The sequence below is a fragment of the Streptomyces sp. bgisy027 genome (genome assembly GCF_057710365.1).
The window spans coordinates 358,053-369,827 of sequence record NZ_JBYIVZ010000002.1; the positions used below are offsets into that span (position 1 = coordinate 358,053).

An 11,775-nucleotide genomic window follows, 5' to 3' on the forward strand; every position below is an offset into this window, starting at 1 on the left:
GGCTACGAGATCGCCCGCTCGGTCGGTCCCGCCCGCTCGGTCCGCTCGGGCGGGGGTTCGGGGGTGTCCGCCGAAGAATGCAGCATCCTGGCGATCACGGCCTCGATGTCGGGCTCCCGCACCGAGAGATCCACCAGCGGATACTCCGCCGCGATCCGCGCCACCAGCACCGCCGCCGACTCGGCCGCCGGGAACGCCAGCCACTGCCGCGGCCCCTCCACCTTCACCACGCGCGCGGGCGCCGCCTCGATCGGCGGCAGCTCGCGCTCCAGGTCGACCACCAGGATCCGCTCGCTCTCCCCCACCTCGTGCAGCCCGGCGAGCGGGCCGTCGTACATCAGCCGCCCGTGGTCGATGACCATCACCCGTGAGCACAGCTGCTCGATGTCCTGGAGGTCGTGGGTGGTCAGCAGCACCGTCGTGCCGCGCTCGGTGTTCAACTCCCGCAGGAACTCACGGACCTTGGCCTTGGAGATGACGTCGAGCCCGATGGTCGGCTCGTCCAGGTACAGCACCTCGGGGTCGTGCAGCAGCGCCGCCGCGATGTCGCCGCGCATCCGCTGCCCGAGGGAGAGCTGCCGTACGGGCGCATCCAACAGCTCGGCCAGGTCGAGGAGTTCCACGAGCCGGTCGAGGTTCTCGCGGTACCGGGCGTCCGGGATGCGGTACATGCGGTGCATCAGCCTGTACGAGTCGATCAGCGGCAGGTCCCACCACAGCGTGGTGCGCTGCCCGAACACCACCCCGATGCGGTGGGCGAGCCTGGTGCGTTCGCGGGAGGGATCGAGGCCCGCCACCCGCAGACGGCCGCCGCTCGGGGTGAGGATCCCCGTCAGCATCTTGATCGTCGTCGACTTGCCGGCGCCGTTCGGCCCGATGTAGCCCACCATCTCCCCGCGCGCCACCCGGAAGGAGATCGAGTCGACGGCCCGCACCTGCCGCCGCTCCCGTTTGAGGAAACCGGTCTTCCTGCGCACGTCGAAGACCTTCTCGACACCGTCGAGCTCGATGAACGCCGTCTCGTCCCGCATGGCCCGCCCCCTAACTCCCCGTACTCCGATACGACCGCAGCCCGGCCCGCCACGCCAGACCGGCCAGGGCACAGCACACCGCCGCCACCAGGGGCGACGCGAAGGCCGTCCACCCGGGCAGGTCGATCGGGTACGGCCGCCCCAGCACGTAGGCGGCGGGCACCCAGTTGACGAAGGCGAGGGGCAGCATGAAGGTCACGCCGCGCACCAGGTCCTTGCCGAACACGGTGGGCGGGTACTGAAGCAGTGTGGTCCCGCCGTACGTGAACGCGTTCTGCACCTCGGCGGCGTCCTGCGCGAGTATCTGGAAGGCCGCGCCCGCCACGAACACCGCCGAGAAGATCACCGCGCCGCTGATCAGCATCACCGGCACCAGCAGCACCTTCGCGGGCGTCCAGTCGATGCCGGCCGACACCAGCGCCCAGCCCAGGACCAGCGCACCCTGCATGATCCGGCCGAGGCGGCGCAGCGCGAACTGGTCGGCGCCGACCTGCGCGAGCACCGGAGCGGGCCGCACCAGCAGCGTGTCGAAGGAGCCGTCGCGGATCCGGCCGCCCAGGACGTCCATCGACCCCAGCACCAGGTCCGCGATCCCGAACGCGGTCGCCGACAGGCCGTACAGCAGGGCGATCTCCGGCAGCGACCAGCCGCCCAGGGTGTCCACCTGCGAGAACATCAGCAGGATCGTCACGAAGTCCAGGCCGGTCACCATCAGGTTGCCGAGCACCGTGACGGCGAAGGAGGTGCGGTACGTCATGCTGGACCGCACCCACATGGCGGCGATCAGCCGGTAGGCCCGCAGCCCTTCGAGCAGGGCGGAACGCTCACCCACCCTGCACCACCACCCGACGCGTCGCCGCCGACTGCGCGATCCGCCCCGCGGCCAGCAGCACCGCCGCCCACATCGCCTGGAAGGCGAACGCCCCGAGCGGCGCCCTCTCCCCCATCAGCACGTCCGCCGGCATCTGGATCTGCGCCGCCCAGGGCAGCACGCGCACGATCTCGCCCAGCACGCCCGGGAAGGCGTTCAGGGGCAGCACCATGCCCGAGAAGAAGACCCCGGTGATCATCAGGACCTGGTTGACGCCCTTGCCGTCCAGGAGCCAGAACACGCTCAGGGCCGCCAGATAGCGGATCGCGAAGCTGACGACCGCCGCCGGCAGCAGCGTCACCACGAAGGCCGCCCACAAAGTGACGTCCGTCGGCAGCGCCATCGGGAAGAACACGGCGCCGAACAGGAACGGGACCACTCCCCGCCCGATCATCTGGAACAGCGCCCGCCCCAGGTCCCCGGCCAGCCACCAGAGCTGCAGGTCGGCCGGCCGGTACAGGTCGACGGCGATCTCACCGGTACGGATCCGGTCCATCAGGTCCTTCTCCGCGCCGCCGCCCTGGATCGCGAGCGTGGCGAACAGGCACTGGCCCAGCCACACATAGGTGACGGCCTGCGCCTGGTCGTACCCGCCGAGATGAGGCTTCTGGTCCCACAGCGCGAGATACGTGTGGACGAGGATCACGCCGAAGACGGTGTTGGTGAACACCCCGGCCGCGGTGGCCACCCGATAGGTCGCGTACCTTCTGAAGCCGCCTGCCGCGACGGCCAGGTACAACCGCCCGGAGCCCACATCCACCGCCCTCCTCGCCCGCGCCCGGCACCGAAGCGCAGGAGCCTAGTGCGCGCGGATCCGGGGCTGCCAGCCATTTTCCGGGCGCCCCCGAGGGCGAAGTTTCGCTCACTTTCCAGGACACGCGCCGGTTTCCGGGAACGGAACGCCCGGTGCGAGAGTCTTCAATGGGGGCGCAGTAGGCGTACGAGGGCGTACGGGAACGTACGACGCGAAACAGGAGTCCGAGCGCGAGATGAGTGACGAGCCGCAGCCGCAAGAGCCGCAGGCCCAGCCACAGCAGCCGAACGGGAAGCCCAAGCGGCCCAGGAGGACGGGCTGGCGGCGGATCATCCCGACCTGGCGCATGGTCCTTGCCACCTTCGTCGTCGGCACGCTGCTGCTCGTCGGCGGGTTCTTCCTGGCCTACTCCATCGTCAAGATCCCGCCCGCCAACGCGCTCGCGACCAAGCAGGCCAACGTCTACCTGTACGCGGACGGCTCCGTGATCGCCCGCGACGGAGAGGTCAACCGGGAGAACGTCACCCTCGCGCAGATGTCCAAGGACGCCCAGCACGCGATCCTGGCCGCCGAGGACCGCGACTTCTACTCCGAGTCGGCCGTCGACCCCAAGGCGATGCTGCGGGCCGCCTGGAACACGGCCACCGGCAAGGGCAAGCAGTCCGGCTCCACGATCACCCAGCAGTACGTGAAGAACTACTACCTGCGCCAGGACCAGACGGTCACCCGCAAGGCCAAGGAGTTCATCATCGCGATCAAGCTCGATCGCGAGAAGACGAAGGACGAGATCCTCGAGGGCTACCTCAACACCAGCTTCTTCGGCCGCAACGCCTACGGCATCCAGGCCGCCGCCCAGGCCTACTACGGCATGGACGCCAAGGACCTCGACCCGGCCCGCTCCGCGTACCTGGCCGCGCTGGTCAACGCGCCCAGCGAGTACGACGTCGTCGCCCACCCGGAGAACAAGTCCGCGGCCGTCGCCCGCTGGAACTACGTCCTGGACGGCATGGTCACCAAGGGCTGGCTCAGCGAGTCGAAGCGGGCGGGCATGAAGTTCCCGGCGCCGAAGGAGGCCTCGACCTCCACCAACCTCTCCGGTCAGCGCGGCTACATCGTGCAGATCGTGAAGGACCATCTGACCCGGAACAAGATCGTCAGCGCGGAGGAGCTGGAGCTCGGCGGCTACCGCATCACCACCACGCTCCAGAAGGACAAGCAGAACGCCTTCGTCGACGCCGTCAACGACCAGCTGATGGACAAGCTGGACACGAAGAACAACAAGGTCGACAAGTACGTCCGCGCGGGCGGCGCCTCGGTCGACCCGAAGACCGGCAAGGTCGTCGCGATGTACAACGGCATCGACTACGTCAAGCAGTACACCCCGAACGCCACCCGCAGGGACTTCCAGGTCGGCTCCACCTTCAAGCCGTTCGTGTTCACCTCCGCCGTGGAGAACGGCTCGACCACCCAGGACGGCCGGCAGATCACCCCGAACACGATCTACGACGGCACCAACAAGCGCCCGGTCCAGGGCTGGACCGGCAAGCCCTACGACCCCGAGAACGAGGACCAGCACTCCTACGGCGACATCACCGTCCGCAAGGCCACCGACTCCTCCGTGAACTCGGTGTACGCGCAGATGGCCGTGGACGTCGGCCCGGAGAAGGTGAAGGACACCGCGATCGAGCTGGGCCTGCCGACCGGCACCCCCGACCTCCAGCCGTTCCCGTCGATCGCTCTCGGCACCGCCACCGCCAGCGTCCTCGACATGGCGGAGGCCTACGCGACGCTCGCCAACCACGGCAGGCACGGCACGTACACGATGATCGACAAGATCACCAAGGACGGTGCCGATGTCATCGAGCTGCCGGAGCGCAAGACCTCGCAGGTCATCACCCGCGAGGCCGCCGACACCACGACCTCCGTCCTCCAGAGCGTCGTCGACAACGGCACCGCCACCGCCGCCCTGGCCGCCGGCCGGCCCGCGGCCGGCAAGACCGGTACGGCGGAGGAGGACACCGCCGCCTGGTTCGCCGGCTACACACCCGAACTGGCCACCGTCGTCGCCGTCATGGGCCAGGACCCGGACACGGCCGAGCACAAGTCGCTGTACGGAGTGATGGGCCTGGACCGCATCAACGGCGGCGGGGCACCCACCGGCATCTGGGCCCAGTTCACCAAGGAGGCCCTGAAGGGCAAGCCGGTCGGTGAGTTCGACCTCCAGCTCCAGGAGGGCGCCGACGAGCCCCAGTACCCGACGACCGACCCCACCGAGGGCGACGAGGACTCCGGCGACCAGGACGAGGACGCCACCACCGGGGAGACGACGACCGGCGGCCAGGACACCGAGGGCCAGACCGGGGGCGAGACCCCGGGCGGGACGGACGGCGGCACCACCGGCGACACCACGACCGGCGGCACCGCCGACGGGGGCACCACGGACGGCGGCGCGACCGGCGGGACCGACACCGGCGGCACCGCCGACGGAGGCACCACGGACGGCGGCACCACCGACGGCGGCACGGACTCGGGCGGCACGGACACCGGCGGAGCGACCGGCGGGGACACCGGCGGGACGGACACCGGTGGCGGAGGAACGTCCGGGAACACCGCCGGGACGCTCAGCACGACGCGCCGGCCGTGACCGCCGGGGCTCACTGACCAACGGGGCTCACTGACCAACGGGGCTCAGTGACCGCTGGTCGCCTTGAGCCCCACCACGGAGACCAGCAGCAGACAGACGAAGAAGATCCGCGCGGCGGTGGCCGGCTCCCCCAGCACGACCATGCCGACCACCGCGGCACCGGCCGCGCCGATGCCCACCCACACGCCGTAGGCGGTGCCGATCGGCAGGGACCTCGCGGCACAGGACAGCAGCAGCATGCTGACGACGATGCCGGCACCGGTGAACAGGCTGGGGACGAGCCGGGTGAATCCGTCGGTGTACTTCATGCCGATCGACCAACCGACCTCGAGCAGACCGGCGACGACGAGCAGAACCCAGGCCATGACAGGCACCTCCGAGACGTACGGCGTGCAACGGGGTGCGTCGTCTTTGCGTACATCCCGGTACGGCGCGTCTCGTCGGGTTCCTTCAAAACTAGCAAAAGAAACAGCGAAAGGGGCCGGTGACGATGGTCACCAGCCCCCTCGAACCGTCGATCCCGAGGTGGAGCGGGCTACAGATAGAGCCCCGTGGAGTCCTCCGCCCCCTCGAACCGGTCGGCGGCCACGGCATGCAGATCACGCTCGCGCATGAGCACGTACGCGACCCCGCGCACCTCGACCTCGGCGCGGTCCTCCGGGTCGTACAGCACCCGGTCACCGGTCTCCACGGTGCGTACGTTCTGCCCCACCGCGACGACCTCGGCCCAGGCCAGCCGGCGGCCCACGGCCGCGGTGGCGGGGATCAGGATGCCGCCACCGGAACGCCGCTCGCCCTCGCCGGTGTCCTGCCGCACGAGTACACGGTCGTGCAGCATCCGGATGGGCAGCTTGTCGTGGTGGGTGCTGTGCTCGTTTCTGTTGGCGCTCACGCCCTTGAACCTACCTGCCTTTCCCGCCCGCATACGCCGCCGGGTCCGCCGCCGCTCAGCCCTTGCGGCGCCGGGTGCTCATCGCCAGCAGCCCCACGAGGCCGACGGCGACGATCGCGACGGGCACGATGCGCTCCAGACGGGGCGCGCCCTCCTCGTCCGTGAACTTGGCCTTCACATCGCTCACGACCCGGTTGACCTCGACATAGGCCCGTCCGAGGGTGTGGTCGATGTTGGAGACCACCTTGGCCTTCGCGTCACCGACGATCGTCTTCGGGTGCACACGCACCCCGATCTCGTCGAGTGTCTCGGCCAGAGCTGCGCGACGGGCCTTGATGTCCGCCTCGATCTGCGCCGGGGTTCTGGTGTCCGACGTGTCCGCCACCGTACGGCCTCCGAAGTGAAGCTGATGCTGTTTCCGGACAGTCTGTCAGTTCCTCCCCGGACCGCACTGTCAGGCTCCCCGGTTACGCTGGTTCGATGAGCGAGCGACTCCAGCCGGGGGACGTGGCCCCCGCCTTCACCCTGCCCGACGCCGACGGCAACGACGTGTCCCTGTCGGACCACAAGGGCCGCAAGGTCATCGTCTACTTCTACCCGGCCGCCCTGACGCCCGGCTGCACCAAGCAGGCCTGCGACTTCACGGACAACCTGGAGCTGCTGGCCGGCGCCGGCTACGACGTCATCGGCGTCTCCCCCGACAAGCCGGAGAAGCTCGCCAAGTTCCGCGAGAAGGAGTCCCTGAAGGTCACGCTGGTGGCCGACCCGGAGAAGTCCGTCACCGAGGCGTACGGCGCCTACGGCGAGAAGAAGAACTACGGCAAGACGTACATGGGCGTCATCCGGTCCACCGTGGTCGTGGACGAGGAGGGCAAGGTCGAGCGGGCGCTGTACAACGTGCGGGCGACCGGCCACGTGGCGAAGATCATCAAGGACCTGGGCATCTGAACGAGATCCACACCTCGGGTGCCAGGCCGGCCCGCCCCGGCACCGGCCTGCGCTCCTGGCTCCACATCCCCGGAGCGAGCTCCCCGGCGACCCGCCGCCAGAACCGTACGGCCCCCGGGTAGCCGTCCTGAAAGGCGACCTCCCACTCCCCGGGATGCCGCCGCACCACCTCCCGCACGGCCCGCAGACCGGCTCCGGCCCGTCGCGCTCCCCGCACGACGAAGAAGCTGTTGAGCACACGGACGGGGCCGCCGATCGCCCGCACGAAGGCGAACCCGACGGGATGCTCGCCCCTGCTGATGAGAAACGGCGCCCAGTCGACGCCGCCGGCGAAAGCCGCCTCCAGCCGCTCCCTGCGAAACGTCCCGTCCGGGTTCGGCAGTTGCCCGCCGAACCCGGACATGTCGTGCCGGAACAGCAGCCAGCCAGGTCGGGGGCAACCAAACGCACATCAGTCGCCGGATCGCCGTGCTCGGAATCGACACTTCCCACTTCGTCCCTACACGCAAGGGACGTCCGAAGGGATCGCTCGGCGCTCCGCTCACCCTGCGCAGCCCCGAGGACGGAAGGGTCCCTGGTGAGCGGCTGCTCCGCGAGCTCCTGTGTACCGGAGTCCGTGAAATCTGTGCCGCGTGCGGCACAGGGCCGGAATGGAACGGCAAACCGCTCCGCCTCGAAGTCGACCACATCAGCGGTGACTGGTGGGACAACCGCCCGGAGAATCTGCGGTTGTTGTGCCCCAACTGCCATGCCACGACCCTACGGGCTCGTCAGAAAGCGACTGGACCAATTCGGCATCGACACGTCGCACTTCACCCGTGGCCGCGGACGAGACCTCGAAGACCTTCCCCGGAACGTTCTCGCATCGGCGGCCGCCCAAGCCACCAGCGTTTCCGGCGTACTCAGGATCCTCGGCCATCGCGACACCAATGGCGCCGCCCGCGCACGAGTGAAGCGCAGTCTGGAGGCACACGGCATCGCCACTGATCACTTCACCGGGCAAGGTCACTTTCGCGGCTCCGCATCGCGGCACCGAAAGTCCCCCGACCAAATCCTGCGACGAGAGGAACCGGGCTCGAACCGCACCAAGACCGCCCTGCTACGACGTGCCCTCGACGATCTCGGTGTGCCGCACATCTGCGCCGAATGCGACATCGGCGACATCTGGCGGGGGTAAGCCCCTGGTCCTGGAGATCGATCACATCAACGGTGACCGGCTGGACAACCGCCGCGAAAACCTCCGGCATCTGTGCCCTTCATGCCACAGCCAGACGGCCACCTATGCGAATCGATCTCGCCGCATACCGGCTCCCCGAGGACCGGTAGAGTAGGCCGCGCTGCGGGCCCGTACCCCAGCTGGCCAAGAGGGCGCCGGTTTAGGTCCGGTGTGTCGTGGGTTCGAGTCCCACCGGGCCCACAGGAATGAATGGCCCGACGTCTTTATATGCAAGGCGTCGGGCCTTTTCGTCCAGTCAGCCCAACAACTCCCGCACCACCGGCACCAGCGCCCGGAACGCCTTCCCGCGATGGCTGATCGCGTTCTTCTCCTCGGAACTCAGCTCGGCGCACGTCCGCATCTCGCCCTCCGGCTGGAGGATCGGGTCGTAGCCGAAGCCGTTGGTGCCGACGGGAGCGTGCCGCAGCGTACCCATCAGCTGTCCCTCGACCACCCGCTCCGTGCCGTCCGGCAGGGCGAGGGCGGCGGCGCAGGCGAAGTGGGCGCCGCGGTGGGCTTCGTCGATGTCGGAGAGCTGGGCCAGCAGCAGGTCCAGGTTGGCCTTGTCGTCGCCGTGCCGGCCGGCCCAGCGGGCCGAGAAGATGCCGGGGGCGCCGTTCAGCACGTCGACGCAGAGCCCGGAGTCGTCGGCGACGGCGGGCAGTCCGGTCGCCCGCGCCAGGGCATGCGCCTTCAACAGCGCGTTCTCGGCGAAGGTGACGCCGGTTTCCTTGGTGTCGGGGATCTCCGGGTAGGCGTCCGCGCCGACGAGTTCGTGGCCGAGACCTGCGTCGGCGAGGATCGACCGGAGCTCGGTGATCTTTCCGGCGTTGCGGGTGGCGAGGATGAGGCGGGTCATGGGGACCAGTATCGCGTGAGGTCCCGTACCGCTTGACGCCCCCTGGGCCGCGCCCCCGAAGGGGCGCGGGGCTGTGACATGAGCGGCTCCGCCGGGCGGGCGCGACCAGCCACGACGCACCCGCGCCGGACCGAGCACCGCAACCAGGCAGACGCTCCCGGCCCGGCTGGCGCGGCTACGGCGTGCAGACCTTCGTCAGTTCGCCGGCCGCCTCCGTGACCGGGCTGATGTCAGGGGTCTCGTCGCCGTTCCTGACCGCGTCGCGGACGTTGGTGACGGCCTGCTGGAGGTCGTCCACCGCCTTGTTGACGTCGGTGTTGTCGGTCTTGTCGCCGATCTTGTCGAGGTTCTTGTCGATGGAGGTCAGTGACTCCTCCAGCTGCGTCGGGTCGTTCGCGGCGCTCTCCACGGCCTGCTGGAGTTCCGTGACGCTGTCGGCGATGGCGTCGGCGGTCTGGACGCAGTCCAGGGCCTTGTTGACGGCGTCGCAGCCGGTGGTCAGCCCCGCCGTCAGCCCGACCGCCGCGATGGCTGCGGCGGCTGTGGCGATACGGCTCCGGCGTCGTCGGCTCGTGGCCATGCTTGAAGTTCCCCTCCTGCTCAGGCCTCGCAGGCCCCCGTGTCCACTGGCCGGGCGCACAGCGGTGTGCCGTACGCCCGTACCCCTAGTGACGCCGGGAAGGGCCGTGCGGTTGCCCGAGGAGGCGGCCCGACTTGGGGCGTCCTTTACTTTTCGAGGACGGTATCAAGCGCCTTGCGCTGGAGTTCCGCGAGCTCCCCGCAGCCGGAAACGGCAAGGTCCAGCAGGGCGTTGAGCTCCTCGCGGGCGAAGGGTTCGGCCTCGGCGGTGCCCTGGACCTCGACGAAGCGGCCGTCGCCGGTGCAGACGACGTTCATGTCGGTGTCGGCCTTCACGTCCTCCTCGTAGCGCAGGTCGAGGAGCGGGACGCCGCCGACGATGCCGACGGAGACGGCGCTGACGGTGCCGGTGAGCGGGTTGCGGCCGGGCTTGATCAGCTTTCTGCCCTGGGCCCAGGCGACGGCGTCGGCGAGGGCGACGTAGGCGCCGGTGATGGCGGCGGTGCGGGTGCCGCCGTCGGCCTGGAGGACGTCGCAGTCGAGGACGATCATGTTCTCGCCGAGCGCCTTGTAGTCGATGACGGCGCGCAGGGAGCGGCCGATGAGGCGGCTGATCTCGTGCGTGCGTCCGCCGATCTTGCCGCGGACGGACTCGCGGTCGCCCCGGGTGTTGGTGGCGCGGGGCAGCATGGCGTACTCCGCGGTGACCCAGCCCTCGCCGCTGCCCTTGCGCCAGCGCGGGACGCCTTCGGTGAAGGAGGCGGTGCACAGGACCTTCGTGTCGCCGAAGGAGACGAGGACGGAGCCCTCCGCGTGCTTGGACCAGGCGCGTTCGATGGTGACCGGCCGGAGCTGTTCGGGGGTGCGCCCGTCGATTCGGGTCGTTGAGGAGGTAGCTGCCATGGCGTGAGCCTAGCCCCATACGGAAGGGGCCCCTCCCGCGGCTGTGATCGCCTGGGAAGGGGCCCCTCGCGGTGAGCTCGCAGGCTCACATCATGTCTTCGATCTCCGCCGCGATCGGGTCGGCGTCGGTGCCGATGACGACCTGGATGGCGGTGCCCATCTTCACGACTCCGTGGGCGCCGGCGGCTTTCAGGGCGGACTCGTCGACCAGCGAGGCGTCGCTGACCTCGGTGCGCAGCCGGGTGATGCAGCCCTCGATCTCCTCGATGTTGTCGATGCCACCGAGCCCGGCGACGATCTTCTCAGCCTTGCTGGCCATGTTCCTTCTCCCTGATCCGAACCGCTTTGTCGCAGTAACCCACAGTTGGCCCATCTTCGCGAGCGGTCATGCCGTCGGTGCCGAAGGATGGCGCTCACGACATGGAACCGTCGCCAACTGGTCTACACCACCTTACCGAGGGGCGTCCATGAGCGCCGACAGCTCCGCCATCAGCCCTGCGCGCGCCCGGTGGAACACCGCGTTCCAGGGACTTCAGAAGATGGGGCGCAGTCTCCAGCTCCCGATCGCCGTCCTGCCCGCCGCCGGCATCCTCAACCGCCTCGGCCAGCCTGATGTGTTCGGCGACGACGGGCTCGGCTGGACCGATGTCTCCAGGGTGATGGCGGGCGCGGGCGGGGCGCTGCTCGACGGTGCGCTGGGTCTGCCGCTGCTGTTCTGCGTGGGTGTGGCCATCGGCATGGCGAAGAAGGCCGACGGCTCGACGGCGCTGGCGGCGGTCGTGGGGTTCCTCGTCTACTACAACGTGCTGCGTCAGTTCCCGGAGGACTGCCCCGAGGGCTCGAAGGCGGTCCCGAACGTGGGCTGCCAGGTGCAGGACGGCGCGGTGACCGTGTTCGAGTACCAGAACCCGGGTGTGTTCGGCGGCATCGTGGTGGGTCTGCTGGCCGCGTTCTTCTGGGCCCGTTATCACCGTACGAAGCTGGTGGACTGGCTCGGCTTCTTCAACGGCCGCCGTCTCGTCCCGATCATCATGGCGTTCGTGTCGATCGCCTTCGCGGCGCTGTGTCTGTGGGTGTG

General features: G+C 69.3%; 16 protein-coding genes, 1 tRNA gene, 1 pseudogene and 1 riboswitch. Of the genes and pseudogenes, 7 read left to right on the plus strand and 11 right to left on the minus strand.

All coding sequences use genetic code 11. The features are described from left to right. Positions 1-2 precede the first annotated feature (2 nt). From AC3ETA_RS03665 to AC3ETA_RS03675, 3 genes are read right to left on the minus strand one after another with little or no spacing between them, the layout of a single operon-like run. Positions 3-1,031 carry an ABC transporter ATP-binding protein gene (locus tag AC3ETA_RS03665; protein WP_432191341.1) on the minus strand — a complete coding sequence of 343 codons (1,029 nt, stop codon included), beginning with the start codon at positions 1,029-1,031 and terminating at the stop codon, positions 3-5. A 10-nt stretch (positions 1,032-1,041) separates the two neighbouring features. Further along, positions 1,042-1,863 carry an ABC transporter permease gene (locus AC3ETA_RS03670; RefSeq protein ID WP_432191342.1) on the minus strand — a complete coding sequence of 274 codons (822 nt, stop codon included), beginning with the start codon at positions 1,861-1,863 and terminating at the stop codon, positions 1,042-1,044. Further along, positions 1,856-2,656 carry an ABC transporter permease gene (locus tag AC3ETA_RS03675; protein ID WP_432191365.1) on the minus strand — a complete coding sequence of 267 codons (801 nt, stop codon included), beginning with the start codon at positions 2,654-2,656 and terminating at the stop codon, positions 1,856-1,858. Before AC3ETA_RS03675 ends, AC3ETA_RS03670 begins: the two co-directional genes overlap by 8 nt. A 235-nt stretch (positions 2,657-2,891) precedes the next feature. Between AC3ETA_RS03675 and AC3ETA_RS03680 the strand changes: the two genes are divergently transcribed. After that, positions 2,892-5,300 carry a transglycosylase domain-containing protein gene (locus tag AC3ETA_RS03680; protein WP_432191343.1) on the plus strand — a complete coding sequence of 803 codons (2,409 nt, stop codon included), beginning with the start codon at positions 2,892-2,894 and terminating at the stop codon, positions 5,298-5,300. Between the two features lie 44 nt (positions 5,301-5,344). Here the strand turns inward: AC3ETA_RS03680 and AC3ETA_RS03685 are convergent, their stop codons facing one another. The 3 genes from AC3ETA_RS03685 to AC3ETA_RS03695 all read right to left on the minus strand — a co-directional run bounded on the left by AC3ETA_RS03685 (position 5,345) and on the right by AC3ETA_RS03695 (position 6,577). Continuing rightward, positions 5,345-5,665 carry a DMT family transporter gene (locus AC3ETA_RS03685; protein WP_432191344.1) on the minus strand — a complete coding sequence of 107 codons (321 nt, stop codon included), beginning with the start codon at positions 5,663-5,665 and terminating at the stop codon, positions 5,345-5,347. A gap of 34 nt (positions 5,666-5,699) precedes the next feature. Beyond that, positions 5,700-5,771, minus strand: a riboswitch (guanidine-III (ykkC-III) riboswitch). Positions 5,772-5,835: 64 nt separating this feature from the next. Next, positions 5,836-6,192, minus strand: a complete 357-nt coding sequence (locus tag AC3ETA_RS03690; protein ID WP_030947507.1) for a GroES family chaperonin — start codon at positions 6,190-6,192, stop codon at positions 5,836-5,838. A 55-nt stretch (positions 6,193-6,247) separates the two neighbouring features. After that, positions 6,248-6,577 carry a DUF3618 domain-containing protein gene (locus AC3ETA_RS03695; RefSeq protein ID WP_432191345.1) on the minus strand — a complete coding sequence of 110 codons (330 nt, stop codon included), beginning with the start codon at positions 6,575-6,577 and terminating at the stop codon, positions 6,248-6,250. Positions 6,578-6,672: 95 nt separating this feature from the next. On the opposite strand from AC3ETA_RS03695, the gene bcp reads away from it, so the two are divergent. Beyond that, positions 6,673-7,140 carry a thioredoxin-dependent thiol peroxidase gene (gene bcp, locus AC3ETA_RS03700; protein WP_432191346.1) on the plus strand — a complete coding sequence of 156 codons (468 nt, stop codon included), beginning with the start codon at positions 6,673-6,675 and terminating at the stop codon, positions 7,138-7,140. Here bcp and AC3ETA_RS03705 read toward each other — a convergent pair. Beyond that, positions 7,121-7,543, minus strand: a complete 423-nt coding sequence (locus AC3ETA_RS03705) for a GNAT family N-acetyltransferase (protein WP_432191347.1) — start codon at positions 7,541-7,543, stop codon at positions 7,121-7,123. The genes bcp and AC3ETA_RS03705 overlap by 20 nt on opposite strands. Positions 7,544-7,566: 23 nt before the next feature. Between AC3ETA_RS03705 and AC3ETA_RS03710 the strand changes: the two are divergent. The 4 genes and pseudogenes from AC3ETA_RS03710 to AC3ETA_RS03725 form a co-directional block, all read left to right on the plus strand. Next, positions 7,567-7,920, plus strand: a pseudogene (locus AC3ETA_RS03710) (HNH endonuclease); the annotation flags it as partial. Next, entirely contained in the window at positions 7,889-8,317 is a 429-nt protein-coding gene (locus tag AC3ETA_RS03715) for an HNH endonuclease signature motif containing protein (RefSeq protein WP_432191367.1), read from the plus strand. The pseudogene AC3ETA_RS03710 and the gene AC3ETA_RS03715, both read left to right, overlap by 32 nt. Beyond that, on the plus strand, positions 8,265-8,471 hold the full coding sequence (locus tag AC3ETA_RS03720; protein ID WP_432191366.1) for an HNH endonuclease: 207 nt from the start codon (positions 8,265-8,267) through the stop codon (positions 8,469-8,471). Before AC3ETA_RS03715 ends, AC3ETA_RS03720 begins: the two co-directional genes overlap by 53 nt. A gap of 10 nt (positions 8,472-8,481) precedes the next feature. Continuing rightward, positions 8,482-8,557 (plus strand) — tRNA-Leu (locus AC3ETA_RS03725). Between the two features lie 55 nt (positions 8,558-8,612). Here AC3ETA_RS03725 and rdgB read toward each other — a convergent pair. The 4 genes from rdgB to AC3ETA_RS03745 form a co-directional block, all read right to left on the minus strand. Continuing rightward, on the minus strand, positions 8,613-9,215 hold the full coding sequence (gene rdgB / locus AC3ETA_RS03730) for an RdgB/HAM1 family non-canonical purine NTP pyrophosphatase (protein WP_432191348.1): 603 nt from the start codon (positions 9,213-9,215) through the stop codon (positions 8,613-8,615). A gap of 175 nt (positions 9,216-9,390) precedes the next feature. Then, positions 9,391-9,795, minus strand: a complete 405-nt coding sequence (locus AC3ETA_RS03735) for a hypothetical protein (protein WP_432191349.1) — start codon at positions 9,793-9,795, stop codon at positions 9,391-9,393. 146 nt (positions 9,796-9,941) lie between these two features. Next, positions 9,942-10,697 carry a ribonuclease PH gene (rph, locus tag AC3ETA_RS03740; protein WP_432191350.1) on the minus strand — a complete coding sequence of 252 codons (756 nt, stop codon included), beginning with the start codon at positions 10,695-10,697 and terminating at the stop codon, positions 9,942-9,944. 85 nt (positions 10,698-10,782) lie between these two features. After that, on the minus strand, positions 10,783-11,016 hold the full coding sequence (locus AC3ETA_RS03745; RefSeq protein ID WP_030945941.1) for a PTS sugar transporter subunit IIB: 234 nt from the start codon (positions 11,014-11,016) through the stop codon (positions 10,783-10,785). Positions 11,017-11,164: 148 nt separating this feature from the next. Here AC3ETA_RS03745 and AC3ETA_RS03750 point away from each other — a divergent pair. Further along, on the plus strand, positions 11,165-11,775 hold a 611-nt coding region (locus AC3ETA_RS03750; protein WP_432191351.1), incomplete at its 3' end, for a PTS transporter subunit EIIC.